Annotated in this window: 17 protein-coding genes and 1 riboswitch; of the genes, 11 read left to right on the top strand and 6 right to left on the bottom strand. The window is 73.3% G+C overall.

Annotation, left to right across the window (positions count from 1 at the left end; translation table 11 throughout):
- Window positions 1–94: 94 nt before the first annotated feature.
- The gene (locus ACZ6BB_RS20245; RefSeq protein ID WP_471616533.1) at window positions 95–835 is read right to left on the bottom strand and encodes a class II aldolase/adducin family protein; all 741 of its coding nucleotides are present in this window, start codon (window positions 833–835) and stop codon (window positions 95–97) included.
- A 327-nt stretch (window positions 836–1162) separates the two neighbouring features.
- Here ACZ6BB_RS20245 and ACZ6BB_RS20240 point away from each other — a divergent pair, with 327 nt between their 5' ends.
- From ACZ6BB_RS20240 to ACZ6BB_RS20210, 7 genes are all read left to right on the top strand, one after another.
- Window positions 1163–2413 (top strand): inorganic phosphate transporter, encoded by a 1251-nt coding sequence (locus ACZ6BB_RS20240; RefSeq protein WP_471616532.1) that lies wholly within the window; start codon window positions 1163–1165, stop codon window positions 2411–2413.
- 31 nt (window positions 2414–2444) lie between these two features.
- Entirely contained in the window at window positions 2445–2666 is a 222-nt protein-coding gene (locus ACZ6BB_RS20235; protein ID WP_471616531.1) for a hypothetical protein, read from the top strand.
- Between the two features lie 418 nt (window positions 2667–3084).
- Window positions 3085–3238, top strand: a riboswitch (cobalamin riboswitch).
- 107 nt (window positions 3239–3345) lie between these two features.
- Window positions 3346–4305 (top strand): cobalamin biosynthesis protein, encoded by a 960-nt coding sequence (locus ACZ6BB_RS20230; protein WP_471616530.1) that lies wholly within the window; start codon window positions 3346–3348, stop codon window positions 4303–4305.
- Window positions 4302–5819 carry a cobyric acid synthase gene (locus tag ACZ6BB_RS20225; RefSeq protein ID WP_471616529.1) on the top strand — a complete coding sequence of 506 codons (1518 nt, stop codon included), beginning with the start codon at window positions 4302–4304 and terminating at the stop codon, window positions 5817–5819. The genes ACZ6BB_RS20230 and ACZ6BB_RS20225 overlap by 4 nt, the downstream gene beginning before the upstream one ends.
- A gap of 76 nt (window positions 5820–5895) precedes the next feature.
- A complete protein-coding gene (locus tag ACZ6BB_RS20220) occupies window positions 5896–7980 on the top strand; it encodes a putative cobaltochelatase (RefSeq protein ID WP_471616528.1) in 2085 nt (694 codons plus the stop codon).
- On the top strand, window positions 7981–8580 hold the full coding sequence (cobO, locus tag ACZ6BB_RS20215) for a cob(I)yrinic acid a,c-diamide adenosyltransferase (RefSeq protein WP_239753193.1): 600 nt from the start codon (window positions 7981–7983) through the stop codon (window positions 8578–8580).
- A 4-nt stretch (window positions 8581–8584) separates the two neighbouring features.
- Window positions 8585–9952, top strand: coding sequence for a cobyrinate a,c-diamide synthase (locus ACZ6BB_RS20210; protein ID WP_471616527.1), 1368 nt, complete (start codon window positions 8585–8587; stop codon window positions 9950–9952).
- A 44-nt stretch (window positions 9953–9996) separates the two neighbouring features.
- Here ACZ6BB_RS20210 and ACZ6BB_RS20205 read toward each other — a convergent pair whose 3' ends face one another.
- Entirely contained in the window at window positions 9997–10725 is a 729-nt protein-coding gene (locus ACZ6BB_RS20205; protein WP_471616526.1) for a ZIP family metal transporter, read from the bottom strand.
- Here ACZ6BB_RS20205 and ACZ6BB_RS20200 point away from each other — a divergent pair.
- From ACZ6BB_RS20200 to cobC, 3 genes are read left to right on the top strand one after another with little or no spacing between them, the layout of a single operon-like run.
- Complete coding sequence (locus tag ACZ6BB_RS20200; protein WP_471616525.1) at window positions 10724–11617, top strand: cobalamin biosynthesis protein; 894 nt, start codon at window positions 10724–10726, stop codon at window positions 11615–11617. The two genes, ACZ6BB_RS20205 and ACZ6BB_RS20200, sit on opposite strands and share 2 nt — an antisense overlap.
- Window positions 11614–12555, top strand: coding sequence for a sirohydrochlorin chelatase (locus ACZ6BB_RS20195; protein WP_471616524.1), 942 nt, complete (start codon window positions 11614–11616; stop codon window positions 12553–12555). Before ACZ6BB_RS20200 ends, ACZ6BB_RS20195 begins: the two co-directional genes overlap by 4 nt.
- Window positions 12545–13642, top strand: coding sequence for an Rv2231c family pyridoxal phosphate-dependent protein CobC (cobC, locus tag ACZ6BB_RS20190; protein ID WP_471616523.1), 1098 nt, complete (start codon window positions 12545–12547; stop codon window positions 13640–13642). The genes ACZ6BB_RS20195 and cobC overlap by 11 nt, the downstream gene beginning before the upstream one ends.
- Before the next feature lie 10 nt (window positions 13643–13652).
- Here cobC and ACZ6BB_RS20185 read toward each other — a convergent pair whose 3' ends face one another.
- The 4 genes from ACZ6BB_RS20185 to ACZ6BB_RS20170 form a co-directional block, all read right to left on the bottom strand.
- Window positions 13653–14741 (bottom strand): amidohydrolase family protein, encoded by a 1089-nt coding sequence (locus tag ACZ6BB_RS20185; protein ID WP_471616522.1) that lies wholly within the window; start codon window positions 14739–14741, stop codon window positions 13653–13655.
- Window positions 14742–14856: 115 nt separating this feature from the next.
- Window positions 14857–15633 carry an amino acid ABC transporter ATP-binding protein gene (locus ACZ6BB_RS20180; protein ID WP_471616521.1) on the bottom strand — a complete coding sequence of 259 codons (777 nt, stop codon included), beginning with the start codon at window positions 15631–15633 and terminating at the stop codon, window positions 14857–14859.
- Window positions 15630–16469, bottom strand: a complete 840-nt coding sequence (locus ACZ6BB_RS20175; protein WP_471616520.1) for an amino acid ABC transporter permease — start codon at window positions 16467–16469, stop codon at window positions 15630–15632. The genes ACZ6BB_RS20180 and ACZ6BB_RS20175 overlap by 4 nt, the downstream gene beginning before the upstream one ends.
- Complete coding sequence (locus ACZ6BB_RS20170; RefSeq protein ID WP_471616519.1) at window positions 16466–17317, bottom strand: transporter substrate-binding domain-containing protein; 852 nt, start codon at window positions 17315–17317, stop codon at window positions 16466–16468. Before ACZ6BB_RS20170 ends, ACZ6BB_RS20175 begins: the two co-directional genes overlap by 4 nt.
- 173 nt (window positions 17318–17490) lie before the next feature.
- Between ACZ6BB_RS20170 and ACZ6BB_RS20165 the strand changes: the two genes are divergently transcribed.
- On the top strand, window positions 17491–18591 hold the full coding sequence (locus ACZ6BB_RS20165; protein ID WP_471616518.1) for a pyridoxal-phosphate-dependent aminotransferase family protein: 1101 nt from the start codon (window positions 17491–17493) through the stop codon (window positions 18589–18591).
- Window positions 18592–18959: the final 368 nt, after the last annotated feature.

Below are 18959 nucleotides of genomic sequence, written 5' to 3'. Positions count from 1 at the left end.
GGAGCCCGGCAGCAGCGGGCAGAAACGGTTGCGCGACGAAAGCGGCCGGAGGAAGCAGCCGGGGCCGGAGGGGTGCGGGTCCGGGGTCCGGTGATCAGCCCGGCTGGCCGTAGCCCTTGAGGCGCTCACCCGTCTCGGCCAGTTGTCCGGGGGTGAGCAGATGCGGGGTGAGGTGAGGGACGGAGGACGCCCTCAGCCAGACCTGGCACATCCATTCGAGCTGGGTCGTGCGGTCGTATGCCTCGTCGAGGCTGTCGCCGTAGGCGATCGTGCCGTGGTTCTGGAGCAGGCAGGCGGTGCGCCCCTTCAGGGCGCGGAGCATGTTCTCGGCCAGCCGCGGGGTGCCGTAGGTCGCGTAGGGGGCGACCCGGACGGGGCCGCCGAGCGCCGCGGACATGTAGTGGATGAGCGGCAGTTCGTCCACGAGGGTGGAGACGGCCGTCGCGTGCACGGCGTGGGTGTGGACGACGGCGCGGGCCTCGGCCGTCGTGTGGATCGCCAGGTGCATGGGGAGTTCGCTGGTCGGACGAAGCGTGCCGAGGACCTGCCGGCCGGTGAGGTCGACGCCCGTGACGTCGTCCGGCCTCAGACGGTCGTACGGCACTCCCGTCGGTGTGACCAGGACGGTGTCCCCCACCCGCACGGACACGTTGCCGGAGGTGCCGACGACCAGACCGTCGGCCACCGTCCGGCGGGCGGTGGCGACGAGTGCGTCCCATGCCCGCGCCACCTCGTCCGGCACACCCCGCCGTCCCGCGCCCCGCGCGCCCTCGTCCGCCTCGTCCACCTCGTCCGCGGTCCGCTCGTCCCGGACACCGCGCCGCTGCTCAGCCATGCGGTGATCCTGGCACCCGCCTCGGGGGCGGGTGGCCCTTCCCGCGGGGTGGCCGGAACTTTTTCCACGGCCGAGCGGGCCGGCCGGACGGAGTTCACCGAGGAGAGCGGGCGGCCGGAAGCGGTGCGAGTAGGCCCCGGACCTCGGCATTCCGCCTGCGTTCGAACCTCGGGGCGCCGCCACGGCGGGCCCGGCACCGCCGCCCGCACACAAACGGAGGGGCGACCGCTCATTCACTACACCCACGCGCCCGCCCCAGTTCATCTTCCGTTCACCCAGGTTGCCTACGGTCCTCATGCCACTGACGTCCGAAAGAAGCCCGGGTAAATGGAAAACTTCTCGCTGATCCTCGCGATCGTGGTCATCACCGCGCTTGCGTTCGATTTTACGAACGGTTTCCACGACACCGCCAACGCGATGGCCACCACCATCTCGACAGGCGCGATGAAGCCCAAGGTCGCGGTGGCCATGTCCGCCGTGCTCAACCTTGTCGGCGCGTTCCTTTCCATCGAGGTCGCCAACACCATCTCCAAGGGGCTCGTCGACGAGTCCGGCATACAGCCAGAGGTCATATTCGCGGCGCTCGTGGGTGCCATCCTCTGGAACCTGTTGACCTGGCTGGTCGGGCTCCCCTCCAGCTCCTCGCACGCCCTGATGGGCGGCCTCATCGGTGCCACGATCGCCTCGGTGGGCGTGGGCGCGGTGCACGGGGACGTGCTCGTCACCAAGGTGCTGATCCCGGCCGTCGCCGCCCCGCTGGTCGCCGGCATCGCGGCGATGCTCGCCACCCGGCTGACGTACAAGCTCGGCGCGCACACCAACGAGAAGGCCAGCGGCAAGGGTTACCGCGCCGGCCAGATCGCCTCGGCCGGTCTGGTCTCGCTGGCCCACGGCACGAACGACGCCCAGAAGACGATGGGCATCATCACGCTGGCCCTGGTGGCCGGTGGCACCCTGGCGCCCGACTCCGACCCGCCGGTGTGGGTCATCGTCTCCGCCGGTACGGCCATCGCGCTCGGTACCTACCTGGGCGGCTGGCGCATCATCCGCACGATGGGCAAGGGCCTGACCGACCTCCAGCCGCAGCAGGGCTTCGCCGCCCAGACCAGCGCGGCCACGGTCATCCTGGCCTCCTCGCACCTCGGCTTCTCGCTCTCCACCACGCACTCGGTCTCGGGTGCGGTGATGGGCGCGGGCCTCGGCCGCAAGGGCGGTGTGGTCCGCTGGTCCACCGCGACCCGGATGTTCGTCGCCTGGGGCCTGACCCTGCCGGCGGCGGCGCTGGTCGCCGCGCTGGCCGAGTGGGTGACGTCCTTCGGCACCTGGGGCACGGCCGTCGTCGCGGTCTTCCTCATCGCCTCCAGCGTGGCGATCTGGCTGGTCTCCCGCCGCGAGGTGATCGACCACACCAACGTGAACGACACCGAGGAACCGCCCGGCGTGGTGACGACGGCGATGGCCGCCGTGACCCCGCCGCCGGTCGGCACCGTGACCGAGGACCTGACGGCGACCATCCCGGCCCCCGCCGCCGAGACCACGGCACCGGCCGGCTCGTCCACGCCGACGCCCGCCGTCTGAGCCCCACGACTCCCTGAGGAAGATCACCACCATGCACATCGACTGGGCAGCTCTCGGCTCCGTCTTCGGAGTCAGCCTCGTGGTCACCGTGGCCCTCGTCGGCCTGTTCACCCTCGGCATCGTCGGCCTCTCCAAGCGGGAGGAGGCGTCGGCCCGGGGCGACTCGGTGGCGGTGGCGACCACGGGCGCGTACGCGTGCTTCGCGCTGTGCGCGGCGGCAGTGGCGTACGGCATCTCCCTGATCATGGCCTGATCAGCCGCTGGTCAGGCCGTGAGACCGGCGGTCCCGCGGCCCTCGGCGGCCGACGGCGACGACTGAACGAGCAACCCCCGTGCGCGTCCCGCGACGCTCACGGGGGTTCTCCACGTATACGGGGGTTCTCCGCCTATACGTGGAGTCTCCGCCTATACCGGGGTTCTCCGCGTACACGGAGCGACGCCCTCGTCGGCGGTGGTACGGCCCGCGCGGCCGGGCCTCCCCCAGCGCCCGGTTCAGGATCTTGAGCCGTTCCCCTGGAAGACGAGCAGCGTGTCACTGTTGCGGCACGGGGCGTTCCACCACACCGGCGCCGGGGAAGGGCACGGAAAGAGCCAATACGGGGGTCTGACGTGATTTCGGCGGTGTGGGGCTGAGCACACCGTTGCGTCGCAGGTCAACGGCAAGTTGACGGGTCTTCCGGGGGCGTGGTGGACTGCCGGGGCCATGTACGACGGCAGGAGAGGAAGCCGGTGCGAGTCCGGCGCGGTCCCGCCACTGTCACCGGGGAAGCGACAGCGAAACGCCTCCCGGGAGCCAGGAACTCTCGCCGTCGGTCTCGTCGAACCAGGGCGTGGACACCCTGAGTGAGGACATATCGCCATGCGCGTCCTGTACGGCTGCCCCGCGGGGCTCGGCGTCCGCCCCCTGCCCGACCCCGTGAACGGCTGAACGGGTGCGTGCCGATCGCGTCTTCGCGTACGGCGCCGCCGCCGGGCTCCTCGGTGATCTGCTGCTCGGCGACCCGCGCCGGGGGCATCCGGTCGCCGCGTTCGGCCGGGCCGCCGGGGCCGTGGAGCGGGTGCTGTGGCGGGACCACCGCGGGTGGGGCGCACTGCACACCGCGGTGTGCGCGGGCGGCGCCGTCGCCCTGGGGGCCGTCGCCTCGGCCGCCGTACGGCCGTCGCGGGCCGCTTCCGTCGGGCTGACCGCCGCCGCCACCTGGGCCGTCGTCGGCGGGACCTCGCTCGGGCGGGAGGCGCGGGCGATCGGACGGTCTCTCGACGCGGGTGATGTCGAGGGCGCGCGGGCTCGGTTGCCCCATCTGTGCGGGCGGGATCCCCAGGCGCTGGACGCGGACGGGATCGCGAGGGCCGTCGTGGAGTCCGTCGCCGAGAACACCTCCGACGCGGTCGTGGGGGCGCTCGTGTGGGGGGCCGTCGGCGGAGTGCCGGGACTGGTGGGGTTCCGGGCCGTCAACACCCTGGACGCCATGGTCGGGCACCGCTCGCCGCGGTACCGGCGCTACGGCTGGGCCTCCGCACGGCTGGACGACGTCGTGGGGTGGCCGGGTGCCCGGCTGACGGCCGTGCTGGCCGCGGCCTGCGGCGGGGACGCCCGGGGCGCCGTACGGACCTGGCGGGCGGACGCGGGGAAGCATCCGAGTCCCAACGCGGGGCCGGTGGAGGCCTCGTTCGCGGGGGCGCTCGGAGTGCGGCTGGGGGGCACGTTGTCGTACGGGGGGCGGGTCGAGCACCGGCCCGTGCTGAATGGGAAGGGGCGCGCCGTCGCCGTGGAGGACATCGAGCGGGCCGTCCGGCTGTCCCGGCGGGTGAGTTGGCTCGCGCTGGGCGTCGGCGCGGGTGCGGCGGTGCTGCGGGGAAGGGTCGTGCGTCGGTGGGGGAGTCAGGGATGAGTGGCGGGTTGCTGGTCGCCGGGACCACCTCCGATGCCGGCAAGAGCGTGGTGACCGCCGGGATCTGCCGGTGGCTCGTGCGGCAGGGCGTCAAGGTCGCGCCCTTCAAGGCGCAGAACATGTCGCTCAACTCCTTCGTGACGAAGGAGGGCGCCGAGATCGGCCGGGCCCAGGCCATGCAGGCGCAGGCCTGCCGGGTGGAGCCCACCGCGCTCATGAACCCGGTGCTGCTCAAGCCCGGGGGCGAGCGCAGCAGCCAGGTCGTGCTGCTGGGGAAGCCCGTGGGCGAGATGAGTGCGCGCGGCTATCACGGCGGGCGGCAACAGCGGCTGCTCGGGACCGTGCTGGACTGTCTCGCCGAGTTGCGGGGCACGTATGACGCGGTGATCTGTGAGGGGGCCGGCTCCCCCGCCGAGATCAATCTCCGGCGGACCGACATCGTCAACATGGGGATCGCCCGGAACGCCGGGCTCCCCGTGCTCGTCGTCGGCGACATCGACCGCGGCGGGGTCTTCGCGTCCTTCTTCGGGACCGTGGCGCTGCTCTCCCCCGAGGACCAGGCGCTCGTCGCCGGGTTCCTCGTCAACAAGTTCCGGGGGGACGTCTCCCTGCTGGAGCCGGGGCTCGACATGCTGCAGGGGCTCACCGGGCGGCGGACGTACGGGGTGCTGCCGTTCCGGCACGGGCTCGGGATCGACGAGGAGGACGGGCTGCGCGTCTCGCTGCGCGGGACGGTCCGGGAGTCGAACGTGGCGCCGCCCGTCGGGGAGGACGTCCTGCGGGTCGCCGTGTGCGCGGTGCCGCTGATGTCCAACTTCACCGACGTGGACGCGCTCGCCGCCGAACCCGGTGTCGTGGTGCGGTTCGTGGACCGGGCCGAGGAACTGGCCGACGCCGACCTCGTCGTCGTGCCGGGGACCCGGGGGACGGTGCGGGCACTGGAGTGGCTGCGCGAGCGCGGGCTCGCCGACGCCCTCGTGCGGCGTGCGGCCGAGGGGCGGCCGGTGCTCGGGATCTGCGGCGGCTTCCAGGTGCTCGGGGAGCACATCGAGGACGACGTCGAGAGCCGGCGGGGGCGGGTGGAGGGGCTAGGAGTCCTTCCCGTCCGGGTGCGGTTCGCCGAGGACAAGACCCTCACACGGCCCGCCGGGGAGGCCCTCGGGGAGCGGGTCGAGGGGTACGAGATCCATCACGGGGTCGCCGAGGTCCTGGGCGGGGAACCCTTCCTGGACGGGTGCCGGGTCGGCCAGACCTGGGGCACGCACTGGCACGGGTCGCTGGAGTCGGACGGATTCCGGCGGGCCTTTCTGCGCGAGGTGGCGGCCGCCTCGGGGCGCCGGTTCGTCCCGGCCCCCGACACGTCCTTCGCGGCGCTGCGCGAGGAGCAGCTGGACCGGCTCGGCGATCTGATCGAGGAGCACGCGGACACGGACGCGCTGTGGCGGCTCGTCGAGTCGGGGGCGCCCACGGGACTGCCGTTCGTGCCGCCGGGGGCTCCGGGGGTGCCCGGATGAGCGCCGGATCGCTGTTGAACGACCGGCCGCGGGTCAACCGCCCACGGCCGGAGGGTGACTTGGAGGGCGACCAGAAGTGAGTGTTCCGTTTCCGTTCACGGCCGTCGTCGGCCAGGACGACCTGCGCCTGGCGCTGCTGCTAAACGCGGTGTCACCGGCGGTCGGCGGTGTGCTGGTGCGCGGCGAGAAGGGCACCGCCAAGAGCACCGCCGTGCGGGCGCTCGCGGCGCTGCTGCCACCGGTGGAGGTCGTCGTCGGGTGCCGGTTCTCGTGCGATCCGGCGAAGCCGGACCCCGCGTGCCCGGACGGGCCGCACGAGCCGGCGTTCGAGACGCGCCCGGCCCGCATGGTCGAGCTGCCCGTCGGCGCCTCCGAGGACCGGCTCGTCGGCGCCCTCGACATCGAACGGGCGCTGTCGGAGGGCGTGAAGGCGTTCGAGCCCGGCCTGCTCGCCGACGCGCACCGGGGCATCCTCTACGTCGACGAGGTCAACCTGCTCCACGACCACCTCGTCGACCTGCTGCTCGACGCGGCCGCGATGGGCGCCTCGTACGTGGAGCGCGAGGGCGTCTCCGTACGGCATGCCGCGCGGTTCCTGCTCGTCGGGACGATGAACCCCGAGGAGGGCGAGCTGCGGCCGCAGTTGCTCGACCGGTTCGGGCTGACCGTGGAGGTCGCGGCCTCGCGGGAGCCGGACCGGCGGGTCGAGGTCGTACGGCGACGGCTCGCGTACGACGACGACCCGGCGGGTTTCGCGGCCCGCTGGGCTGCCGAGGAGGCCGACGTACGGCAACGGGTCGTCGCGGCACGGGAGTTGCTGCCGTCCGTGGTGCTGGGCGACGGGGTGCTGCGGCAGATCGCGGCGACCTGCGCGGCCTTCGAGGTGGACGGGATGCGCGCCGACATCGTGATGGCCCGCACGGCGACCGCGCTGGCCGCCTGGGCCGGGCGGACGGAGGTGCTCGCCGAGGATGTGCGGCAGGCGGCGCTGCTGGCGCTGCCGCACCGGCGGCGGCGGAACCCGTTCGACGCGCCGGGGCTCGACGAGGACAGGCTCGACGAGACGCTGGAGGAGTTCGCGGAGCCGCCGCAGGACCCGCGGGGCCCTCAGGACTCGCAGGACCCTCAGGACTCTCAGGACGACGACGATCCGGATCCCGGGCCCGACGGTCCCGGTGGCGGTGGGCGGCCGCCCGCTCCCGAGTCCGAGGGGCCGCAGGGCGGCGACGGTGGCGCACAGCCCGAGTCCGGCGAGGGCGTGCCGGCGCAGGCCCCGGCCGCCGGGGAGCAGTCGGCCGTACGGGCCGCCGAGCCGTTCCGTACGAAGGTGCTCAGCGTGCCGGGGCTCGGGGAAGGCGCCGCCGGGCGGCGCTCGCGGGCCCGGACCGAGCACGGGCGCACCACCGGGGCACGCAGGCCGCGTGGCACGCTGACCAAGCTGCATCTGGCGGCGACCGTGCAGGCCGCCGCTCCGCATCAGCGGACGCGCGGGCGGTCCGGGCCGGGTCTGGTGGTCCGCCGGGACGATCTGCGGCAGGCGACCCGGGAGGGGCGTGAGGGCAACCTCGTGCTGTTCGTGGTCGACGCCTCCGGGTCGATGGCGGCGCGGCAGCGGATGAGCGCCGTGAAGGGCGCGGTGCTGTCGCTGCTCCTCGACGCCTATCAGCGACGGGACAAGGTGGGTCTGGTGACCTTCCGGGGGTCGGCGGCCGAGGTGGCGCTGCCGCCCACCTCGTCCGTGGACGCGGCGGCGACCCGGCTGGAGTCGCTGCCGACGGGCGGGCGGACACCGCTCGCGGCCGGGCTGCTGAAGGCGCACGACGTGCTGCGGGTGGAGCGGCTGCGCGACCCGGCGCGCCGGCCGCTGGTCGTGGTGGTGACCGACGGCCGGGCGACCGGCGGGCCGGAGCCCGTCGCGCTCGCGGGGCGGGCGGCACGGCTGTTCGCGGCCGAGGGCACCGCGTCCGTGGTCGTCGACTGCGAGTCGGGCCATGTCCGGCTGGGGCTCGCCGGGCAGCTGGCGGGTGAACTGGGCGGTACGGCCGTGACGTTGGACGAGCTGCGGGCGGACTCCATCGCCGGGCTCGTCCGGGATGTGCAGGGCGGTCAGAGGGCTCAGGGCACGCAGGGAACACAGGGGACTTCGAGGAGGGCCGCGTAGATGCCGCAGGGACAGCCGAGTGTCGTGCCGGACGACGGACTGACGACACGTCAGCGCCGCAACCGTCCGCTGGTGTTCGTGCACACGGGAATCGGGAAGGGCAAGTCCACCGCCGCCTTCGGGCTGGCGCTGCGCGCCTGGAACCAGGGGTGGCCGATCGGGGTGTTCCAGTTCGTCAAGTCGGCGAAGTGGAAGGTCGGCGAGGAGAACGCGCTGCGGGTGCTCGGGGCGTCCGGTGAGGGCGGGTCCGTCGACTGGCACAAGATGGGCGAGGGCTGGTCGTGGGTGCAGCGCGACGGGCAGATGGACAACGAGGACAAGGCCCGGGAGGGCTGGGAGCAGGTCAAGCGGGACCTGGCTGCCGAGACGTACAAGCTGTACGTGCTGGACGAGTTCGCGTACCCGCTGCACTGGGGCTGGATCGACACCGACGAGGTCGTCGACGTGCTGCGGAACCGGCCCGGGACCCAGCATGTGGTGATCACGGGGCGGAACGCGCCCGAGAAGCTCGTCGACTTCGCGGACCTCGTGACCGACATGTCGAAGGTCAAGCACCCCATGGACGCGGGCCAGAAGGGCCAGCGGGGCATCGAGTGGTGACGACGTGACCTCCTTCGCCTCGACGGCCTCCGTCCCCCGGCTGGTGATCGCCGCGCCGTCCTCGCGCAGTGGCAAGACCACCGTGGCGACGGGGCTGATGGCCGCGCTCACCGAGCGGGGGCTCGCCGTGTCCCCGCACAAGGTGGGGCCGGACTACATCGACCCCGGCTACCACGCGCTCGCGAGCGGGAGGGTGGGCCGCAACCTCGACGCGTACCTGTGCGGACCGGACCTGGTCGCGCCGCTGTTCGCGCACGGGGCCCACGGATGCGACATCGCCGTCGTCGAGGGCGTGATGGGGATGTACGACGGGGCCTCGGGGCAGGGGGAACTGGCGTCCACCGCGCATGTGGCGAAGCTGCTGCGGGCGCCGGTCGTGCTGGTCGTGGACACCTCCTCGCAGTCGCGGTCCGTGGCGGCGCTGGTGCACGGGTTCGCCTCCTGGGATCCCGAGGTGCGGATCGGGGGCGTGATCCTCAACAAGGTCGCCTCCGACCGGCACGAGGAGCTGCTGCGGGACGCCCTGGAGTCGACCGGGGTACCGGTCCTGGGGGTGCTGCGGCGGGCGCCCCAGGTGGACACGCCGTCCCGGCATCTGGGGCTGGTGCCGGTCGCCGAGCGGCAGGCCGCGGCGGTGGAGGCGGTCGCGGCGATGGCCGCGCAGGTACGGGCGGGGTGCGATCTGGAGGCACTGGTCGCGCTCGCCCGGAGCGCCGGGGCGCTGTCGGGTCCGGCGTGGGAGCCGCCCGTCGTCGGCCCCGTGGGCGGACGGGAGGTGGTCGCCGTGGCCGGCGGGCCCGCGTTCACGTTCTCCTACGCCGAGCACGCCGAACTGCTGACCGCCGCCGGTGCAGAGGTCGTCGTCTTCGATCCGTTGCGCGACGAGCAACTGCCCGAAGGAACACGCGGGTTGGTGATCGGGGGCGGGTTCCCCGAGATGTACGCGGCCGAGCTGTCCGCCAACGAGCCGCTGCGCAAGGCGGTCGCCGAGCTGGCGTTCGGCGGTGCTCCGGTGGCCGCCGAGTGCGCCGGTCTGCTCTACCTGTGCCGGGAGCTGGACGGGCGGCCCATGTGCGGGGTGCTCGACGCGACGGCCCGGATGGACGAGCGGCTGACGCTCGGCTACCGGGACGCCGTGGCCGTCGGCGACAGTGTGCTCGCGCCCGCCGGGACCCGGATGCGCGCCCACGAGTTCCACCGGACGGTCGTCGAGCCGGGGGCCGGGCCGGCGCCCGCCTGGGGAGTACGGACTCCCGGGCCGCGGGTGGAGGGGTTCGTCCAGCAGGGGGTGCACGCGAGCTATCTGCACACCCACTGGGCGGCCGGGCCCGGGGTCGCCGCGCGGTTCGTCGAGAGATGCCGGACGTCATGAGCGCTCGCCCGGCCGGCGCCGCGCCCGGCTCGGCGTCCCGCCCCTCACTCCGCGACGCCCACCACCAGCCAGATGAAGGCCGCCCCGGCGATCGTGCACAGCAGGGTGGAGCGGGCCGGGTGTGCGTGGTGGGCCTCGGGCAGGATCTCGGCGGCGGCGAGATAGAGCAGCGCGCCGCCGAAGAAACCGAGGTAGCAGCCGAGAGGGCCCTCCGGGATCGTGAACAGCAGGGTGGACGCGGCCCCCAGCACCGGGGCCACGGCGTCGGCGAACAGCATCGCGAGCGCCCGGCGACGGGCGTTGCCGTACAGGCTCGTGAGCGTGTAGGTGTTGAAGCCGTCCGCGAAGTCGTGGGCGATCACCGCCAGCGCGACCGCGACGCCCATGCCCTCGCCGACCTGGAAGGCGGCGCCGATCGCGACGCCGTCCATGGCGCTGTGCCCGACCATCGCGGCCGCGGCCGTCAGACCCACCTGGGGCGAACGGCCGTCGTTCTCCAGAGCGCCGTGCGCGGCCTGGCGTGCGGCCAGCAGGCGCTCCACGAGGTGGGCCAGGAGGAATCCGGCGACGAACAGCAGCAGGGCGGCCGGTACGCCGAAGACCTCGTCGCCGGCGGCCGCCAGGGCCTCGGGGAGCAGGTCGAGGCCGACCACGCCCAGCATCAGGCCGCCGGCCAGGCCCAGCACCAGATGACGGCGGTCCGTCACCCGTTGTGCCGTCCAGCCGCCGACCAGCGTCATCAGGAACGCGCCGAGTGCCACGAAGACCGCCATGCGTCCTTGCTACCGGATCAGCGGGGTCTGCCGGCCGCGGCACCCCGAACGAGTGAGGAGCGGGGCGGGCGGGTTCCGGTCGCGGGCCGGCCCGCGCGGTGGAACCTCCTCGCCTTCCCCGTGGGGCGCGGCCGTGGGTGACCACGCGCCCGGCCCCGTCGTCGTAGGGGTGGGCGCCTCCCGGGGCGCGCCGGTGGCGGAGGTCGTCGGCCTGATCGAGGACGTGCTGCGGGAGGCCGGCCTTCCGTCCGGGTCGGTCGCCGTCCTCGCCACGGTGGACACCAAGGCCGGCGAACCCGGCCTCGTCCGCGCCGCGGCGCGGCTCGGCGTGCCCCTCGTGACGTACTCGGCGCGGGAGTTGGCCGCGGTCGAGGTGCCCCATCCCTCCGATCTGCCCCTGGCCGCCCTGGGCACCCCGTCCGTCGCGGAGGCCGCCGCGCTCGCGGGCGGGGGCGAACTCCTCGTGTCCAAGCGGAAGTCGGCCCCGGCGGACGGCCGGCCGGCGAGGGTCACCTGCGCCGTCGCGTCGGCCGGTGCGGGGCGGGACGTCTCGTCGCCGGACGGGGCGGGCGCTCCGGGGAACCCTGGTTGCGCAGGACCCGCCGCCGGTCGGCATGATGATCACCGTGCGCACGACCTCGACCGTGACCGCGACCGGGGCCGTGTCCCCGGGCGTGGCCCGGAGGGACACGATCACGACGACCGCCGCCGCCCCGACCCGACCGCCTCGACGCACCACCCGGCCGCCGCCCGCGCTCCAGATCCAGATCCAGATCCAGCCCCGTCCCCAGCCCCAGCCCCAGCCCCAGCCCCAGCCGTATCCGCATCCGTATCCGCATCCGCATCCGCATCCGCATCCGCATCCGCATCCGCATCCAAGGAGACATCGTGACCACCCCGCCGCCCGCCCTGCTCGTCGCCGGTGATGACCCCCGGGACGAGGCCGGGGCCGAGGCGTTCCGCGGCTTACTGCGCGAACTGGGGCGCCGTCACCCCGGGTTGCCCCTCGGGGGCGGCTTCGCCGGGGCGCCCCGGCCGTCGCTGGGCACGACCGTGGACGAGCTGGTGGAACGGGGGGTACGGCGGTTCGCCGTGGTCCCGCTGACGTCGGAGCGCTCCGCGCGGGCCGACCGGGACATGGCGGCGGCGCTGGCCCTCGCTCAGGAGCGGCACCCGGGGACCGCGTTCACGTGCGGCCGGCCGCCGGGCCCGCACCCGGCCCTGCTGAACCTTCTGGAGCGGCGCGTGGAGGAGGCGCTGGCGTCGGCCGCGCTCCGGACGCCGGGCGACCGGGCCGATGTGACCGTGCTCCTCGTGGGGCACGGTTCCACCGACGCCGGGGCCAACGCCGAGGTGTCCCGGGCGGCCCGGCTGTTGTGGGAGGGGCGCGGATACGGGGGCGTGGAGACGGCGTTCGTGTCGCTGGCCGCGCCGGATGTGCCGAGCGGCCTCGACCGGTGCGTGCGGCTGGGCGCGCGGCGCGTCGTCGTACTGCCGTACTTCCCGCTCGCCGGCGAACCGGCGGACCGGGCGCGGATGCAGACCGAGGGCTGGGCTGCCGCTCGCCCGGAGATCGAGGTACGGTCGGCCGATGTCATCGGACCGGAGCCGGAGCTGCTCGACCTGGTCGTGAAGCGGTACCGGGAGGCGCTGGAGGGCGACCCGCACATGAACCGCGCATCCCGCGAACCCTCCGCCCACGACGCCGCCCCGTCCGGCGCCGGGGACATCACCGGGCTGCCGCGGCAGCCGCGCGTCCAGCCGGACGAGAACGGGCACCACGGCCACGATCATCACCATCGGGGACACGCGAACTCCCATGCACACTGAATCCGGCACCGAGAACGGACACGCCCCGCGGCACACGGGGCACGACCTTCGGCATCACGGCGACGCCGAGGTGCGGGACGACGGCGCGCGACTCGTCGACCTCGCCGTGAACGTCCGGGCCGGCACCCCGCCCGCCTGGCTGCGGGAGCGGATAGCCGGGTCGCTGACGGGGCTCGCCGCCTACCCCGACGGGCGGTCGGCCCGCGAGGCGGTGGCGGCCCGGCACGGGCTGCCGGCGGACCGGGTGCTGCTCACGGCGGGTGCCGCCGAGGCGTTCGTGCTGCTCGCCCGCGCCCTGCGGGTCCGCCGCCCCGTGGTCGTGCACCCGCAGTTCACGGAGCCGGAGGCCGCGCTGCGGGACGCCGGGCACACCGTGGGCCGGGTGCTGCTGCGGGCGTCGGACGGCTTCCGGCTGGACCCGGCGGCCGTGCCCGGGGACGCGGACCTGGTCGTCATCGGCAACCCGACGAACCCGACGTCGGTGCTGCACCCGGCGGAGGCCGTCGCCCGACTGGCCCGGCCGGGGCGGACGTTGGTGGTCGACGAGGCGTTCATGGACGCGGTGCCCGGTGAGCGTGAGGCGCTCGCCGGGCGGACGGACGTGCCCGGCCTCGTCGTCCTGCGCAGCCTCACCAAGACCTGGGGCCTGGCCGGCCTGCGGATCGGCTATGTCCTCGCCGCCCCCGGCACGATCGACGAGCTGCAGCGCGCACAGCCTCTGTGGCCGGTGTCGACGCCCGCCCTCGCGGCGGCCGAGGCGTGCGTGTCGGACCGGGCGCTCGCGGAGGCCGCCGACGCGGCCGGCCGGATCACCGCGGACCGGGACCATCTGGTCGCCGGGCTCCGGGAGTTCGCACCCGACGGGCTCGTCGTGGCCGAGCCCGCCGAGGGCCCCTTCGTCCTGATCCGGCTCCCCCGCGCGACCGCCGTACGACGGCATCTGCGCAGCCTCGGTTACGCCGTCCGGCGCGGCGACACCTTCCCGGGGCTGGACGAGGAGTGGCTGCGCCTGGCGGTCCGCGACCGGGTCACGGTCAACGGTTTCCTCCAGGCGCTGGACCGGGCGATGACCCTGGCGGACCGCTGAGCGGAGGGCTTCAGCCGACCACCCGTCCGTTCAGGACCACCCTCGACGGTGCCGCCAGCACGCGCACGTCCGCGCGGGGGTCCTCCGCGTAGACCACCAGGTCGGCGGGGGCGCCCTCGGTGAGGCCGGGGCGGCCCAGCCATTCACGGGCGGCCCAGGCGGTGGCCGAGAGCGCCTCGACGGGCGGGATGCCGGCGGTGACCAGTTCCGCGACCTCGGCGGCGACCAGGCCGTGGGCGAGGGAGCCGCCGGCGTCCGTGCCGACGTAGACGGGGATGCCGGCGTCGTAGGCGTCGCGGACTGTGTCGTAGCGGCGCTCGTGGAGGCGGCGCATGTGGGCGGACCAGCGCGGGAACTTGGCCTCGCCGCCGTCCGCCATGGAGGGGAACGTGGCGATGTTGACGAGGGTGGGGACGATCGCGACCCCGCGGGCGGCGAAGAGCGGGATCAGGTCCGCGGTCAGCCCCGTCGCGTGCTCGACGCAGTCGATGCCCGCCTCGACGAGGTCCTTCAGGGAGTCCTCCGCGAAGCAGTGGGCGGTGACCCGGGCGCCCAGCAGGTGCGCCTCGGCGATGGCCGCCTCGACGGCCTCCCGGGGCCAGCACGGGGCCAGGTCGCCGACGCCCCGGTCGATCCAGTCCCCCACCAGCTTCACCCAGCCGTCCCCGCGCCGGGCCTCCTGGGCGACGTACGCGACGAGTTCGTCCGGTTCGATCTCGTGGGCGAAGTTCCGGATGTAGCGGCGGGTGCGGGCGATGTGGCGGCCGGCCCGGATGATCTTCGGGAGGTCGTCGCGGTCGTCGATCCAGCGGGTGTCGGAGGGGGAGCCCGCGTCGCGGATCAGCAGGGTGCCGGCCTCGCGGTCGGTCAGCGCCTGCTTCTCGGCGACGTCCTCCGGGACCGGGCCGTGGGGGCCGAGGCCGACATGGCAGTGGGCGTCGACCAGGCCGGGGAGGGCCCAGCCCTCGACGGTACGGATGTCGCCCGCGGCGGGACGGTCGTAGGTGATACGACCGTCCACGATCCAGAGGTCGTCGCGGACCTCCTCCGGGCCGGTGAGGATGCGTCCCTTGACGTGCAGCACCGCGTGATCGCTCATGCACCGCACGATAAGGGTCCTCCGGGGCACCGTTGCGACCGCGGGTACGCCGCTCCGGTCGCACCCTCGCGGCGGTGCCGCACAGGTCACGTCCCCGGGCCGCTCAGGGGGCGGCTCAGGGGGCGCTGTCCTCCTCCTCCACGTTCGCCATCGCCGGGTCGAGGAGGCGGGAGAGGAAGTGGCGGGTGCGCTCGTGCCGCGGGCTGCCGATGACCTGGTCCGGGGTGCCGTCCTCGACGACGATCCCGCCGTCCATGAAGACCACCCGGTCGGCGACCTCCCTCGCGAACGTCATCTCGTGCGTCACGACCATCATGGTCATGCCCTCCCGGGCGAGCATGCGCATCACGGCCAGGACGTCCCCCACCAGCTCCGGGTCCAGCGCCGACGTCGGCTCGTCGAAGAGCATCACCTCGGGGCCCATCGACAGCGAGCGGGCGATCGCGACCCGCTGCTGCTGGCCGCCGGAGAGGGAGGCCGGATAGGCGTCCGCCTTCTCGGACAGGCCCACGCGCTCCAGGTTCTCGGCGGCCACCTTCGCCGCCTTCGCCTTGTCGCGCCCGAGGACCCGGCGCTGCGGCAGCGTGAGGTTCTCGGTCACCGTGAGGTGCGGGAAGAGGTTGAACTGCTGGAAGACCATGCCGATGCGGCGGCGTACGGCGTCGATGTCGACGTCGGGGTCGGTGAGTTCGGTGCCGCCGACGAAGACCTGGCCACCGGTGGGTTCCTCCAGCAGGTTCACGCACCTGAGCAGGGTCGACTTGCCCGATCCCGACGGGCCGATCACGCAGACGACCTCGCCTCGGGCGATCTCCAGGTCGATGCCCTTGAGGACCTCGTTGTCGCCGAACGACTTGTGCAGGGCGCGTACTTCGATCTCGGGCCGGGTCATTTCACGGCCTCCTGGGCCTTCGCCTCCATACGGCGCACGACGAAGCCGAGCGGGATGGTCACCAGCAGGTAGCACAGGCCGGCGACCAGGATCGGCGTGGAGTTGGCGGTGGTGCTGGCGAGGTCCCGGCCGTACTTGGACAGTTCGCGCTCCTCCAGAGTGACACCGAGGAACAGCACGAGCGAGGAGTCCTTGAACAGCAGCACCAGTTCGTTGGTGAGCGGCGGGAGGATGATCCGGAACGCCTGCGGGATGATGATCGAGACCATCGCGCGCGCGGGTGAGAAGCCCAGCGAACGGGCCGCCTCCAGCTGCCCCTTGGGGACCGCCTGGATGCCCGCGCGGATGGTCTCCGCCATGTACGCGGCGGCCACCAGGCCGAGCGCGAGGGCCACCTTGCCGTAGGTGCCGCCGGGGATCTGCGTGCCGGGGAAGGCCAGTGGCACGGCGACACCGATGAAGATGAAGATCAGCAGGGCGGGCAGACCCCGGAAGATCTCGATGTAGACACCGGCGAACCAGCGGTACGGGCCCACCGACGACAGCCGCATCAGCGCGATGACCATGCCGAGGACGAGCCCGAACACGAAGCCGGACAGGGTGTAGAGCACGGTGTTCTTGAGCGCCAGCGTGATGACGTCCGGGAACATCTGCTCGGCGATGTCCCACTGGGCGAACTGGTTCTTCAGCCGGGCCCAGTCGGCGGAGACCGCGAAGGCGATGACGGCGGCGGCGAAGACGACGTACTGCGCGCCCCGGGACAGGGCGCGCTTGCGGCTCCGGCTGAGGCCCTTGCGCTTCGGCTGGAGCGGTGTGCCGGGGTCGGTCACGCTCATGAGGCGGACGGTGCCGCGGAGGCGGCGCCCTCGTCGTACGGGCCGATCCACTGCTCGTACAGCTTCTTGTACGTGCCGTCGGACTTCGCCTTCGCCAGTGCCTCGTCGATCGCGGCGAGGAGCTTGGTGTTGCCCTTCCTGACCGTGAAGCCGTACTGCTCACCGGTGTTGATCTGCTCGGCGACCTCGAAGGCGTCGGCGTTCGCCTTGTCCTTCAACCAGCCCTGGACGACCGGGTAGTCGATGATCACGGCGTCGACCTGCTTGGTGCGCAGGCCGTTGAGGACGGCGTCGGAGGACTCGAAGGAGACGGAGTCGATGCCCTTGCTCTTGGCGTAGTCCTCGCCGGTGGTCTGCGCCTGGGTGCCGACCTTCTTGCCCTTGAGGTCCGCGAAGGAGGCGATGCCGGCCTTCTTGTCGGCGAGGACGGCCTGGGTGGCCTCGAAGTAGGGGTCGGAGAAGTCGACGTTCTTCTTGCGCTCGTCGGTGATCGTCATACCGGCCGCGGCGAGGTCGCACTCGCCGGAGTTGAGGAAGGCACCCGTCTTGAAGTTCTCGAAGGGGGTGTCGAGGATCTCCTGCTTCACGTCCAGGTCCTGGGCGACGAGGTCGATCAGGGACACGTCGAAGCCCTGCACCTTGCCGTCGATCTCCGACTGGAACGGCGGGTACGGCAGGTGCGTGCAGGTCGTGAGCCGGCCGGCCTTCACCAGCTCGACCCCGCCGGCCGCGGTCTTGGTGCCGCCGCTGCCGCCGTCGTCCGAGCCGCAGCCGGCCACGAGCAGCAGACCGGCCGCGGCGGTGGTGGCGGCCAGGGTGCGGGTCCGGCGTCCGAGGACCGAGTTCACGGGGAGACCTCCTGTGGGGGACTTGAGACAATCGATTATAAGGAGATGTTTGACTTTCCCAAACCAATCCGATGGTCACTCAGCTACTTGACCTCGGATGTCGCCGGTGAGGGGCACGAGGGCGCCGTCGGTACCCTCGACACCATCTACCCCGTCGGTGAAGAGAGCACCCCGTGACACACCCGTTTCTGGATCTGGCCCCGCTGAGCGCGGCGCACTTCGCGTCGATCGAGGACCGGGTGGCCCGGCTGCTCTCCACCGCCCAGGACGTCGTGATCACCCAGGGCGAGGCGCTGCTGCCGCTGGAGGGCGCGATCCGCGGGGCCGCCGGGCCCGGCACGACCGCGCTGAACGTGATCACCGGTCCCTACGGGCAGACCTTCGGGAACTGGCTGCGGGACTGCGGGGCGACCGTCATCGACCTGGCCGTCCCCTTCCGCACGGCGGTCACGGCCGCGCGGATCCGGGAGGCCCTCGCCGCGCACCCGGCGATCGACTTCGTCTCACTGGTCCACGCGGAGGCGGCGACCGGCAACACCAACCCCGTGGCGGAGATCGGCGAGGCCGTCCGCGAGCACGGCGCCCTCTTCTACCTGGACGCGGTGGCCTCCGTCGGCGCCGAGCCGGTGCTGCCGGACGCGTGGGGGGTCGACCTGTGCGTCATCGGGGCGCAGAAGGCCATGGGCGGGCCCGCCGGGGTGTCGGCGATCTCCGTGAGCGAGCGGGCGTGGGCGCGGATGGCGGCCAACCCGCGGGCCCCGCGCCGCTCGTACCTCTCCCTGCTGGACTGGAAGGAGCGCTGGATCGACGGCGGCCGCCGCGCGCTCCTGCACGCGCCGGCCCAGCTGGAGATGCTGGCGCTGGAGGCGTGTCTGGAGCGCATCGAGAAGGAAGGGCTCGACGCGGTGATGTCCCGGCACGCGTCGGCCGCCGCGGCGACCCGGGCGGGGGCGCTCGCGCTGGGTGGGGGCCTGGAGCCGTACGTCCACGAGGCGGCCGACGCGGCGCCGGTCGCCACGACCCTGAGGACGCCCGCCGGCGTCGACGCGGCGGAGCTGGTCGCCGAGGCACTCGCCGCGGACCCCGCCCTGCCGCTGGCCGCGGGCGGCGGCGCCTTGGCCTCGGAGATGATCCGCGTGAACCACTACGGCCCCGACGCGACCCCGGAGGTCGTGCACGCGTGCCTCGCGGCGCTGGGAGTGGCACTGACCGGGCGCGGTGGAACGACCGATCCGCGAGCGGCCCGGCGCGCGGCGGCGGAAGCCTGGGCGTAGGCACAGGCGACGGCGTGGTCCCAGGCAAGGGCGTGGTCACGCAGCGGCGTGGCACAGGCGTGGGACGCCCGCCGAAGCCGCTTTCCCGCACTTTCCTTCCCCACACTTTTCCGCAAAAGTAATTCATTGAATTCAGCGGGTAGGGCCCCGTATTCTTCTGCCCGCTGATCTCTTCTCTAAACGCAAAGATTTCGCGAACGCCACGGGGCGCAATTCGAGCAGATTCCGTGAGGGTTACGCACGTGTGACCGACTCCACAGAGCGCCCCTTTCGTCCGGTAATTTCCGGACGAAAGTCATCAGAACCACCTCACCTCGATGGAGCACTCACGCCCGCGTGATAACACGTGAGCGGCGCATACGTAACCC

This window comes from Streptomyces sp. NPDC041108 (assembly GCF_055592645.1).
This window is presented reverse-complemented; position numbering and strand designations above follow the sequence as displayed.

Coding starts and splice junctions, on each gene's coding strand:
- ACZ6BB_RS20185 (WP_471616522.1), bottom strand. CDS start 14,741: ATGAGCGATCACGCGGTGCTGCACGTCAAGGGACGCATCCTCACCGGC.
- ACZ6BB_RS20245 (WP_471616533.1), bottom strand. CDS start 835: ATGGCTGAGCAGCGGCGCGGTGTCCGGGACGAGCGGACCGCGGACGAG.
- ACZ6BB_RS20200 (WP_471616525.1), top strand. CDS start 10,724: ATGCGTCCTTGCTACCGGATCAGCGGGGTCTGCCGGCCGCGGCACCCC.
- ACZ6BB_RS20225 (WP_471616529.1), top strand. CDS start 4,302: ATGAGTGGCGGGTTGCTGGTCGCCGGGACCACCTCCGATGCCGGCAAG.
- cobC (WP_471616523.1), top strand. CDS start 12,545: ATGCACACTGAATCCGGCACCGAGAACGGACACGCCCCGCGGCACACG.
- ACZ6BB_RS20205 (WP_471616526.1), bottom strand. CDS start 10,725: ATGGCGGTCTTCGTGGCACTCGGCGCGTTCCTGATGACGCTGGTCGGC.
- ACZ6BB_RS20175 (WP_471616520.1), bottom strand. CDS start 16,469: ATGAGCGTGACCGACCCCGGCACACCGCTCCAGCCGAAGCGCAAGGGC.
- ACZ6BB_RS20240 (WP_471616532.1), top strand. CDS start 1,163: ATGGAAAACTTCTCGCTGATCCTCGCGATCGTGGTCATCACCGCGCTT.
- cobO (WP_239753193.1), top strand. CDS start 7,981: ATGCCGCAGGGACAGCCGAGTGTCGTGCCGGACGACGGACTGACGACA.
- ACZ6BB_RS20235 (WP_471616531.1), top strand. CDS start 2,445: ATGCACATCGACTGGGCAGCTCTCGGCTCCGTCTTCGGAGTCAGCCTC.
- ACZ6BB_RS20180 (WP_471616521.1), bottom strand. CDS start 15,633: ATGACCCGGCCCGAGATCGAAGTACGCGCCCTGCACAAGTCGTTCGGC.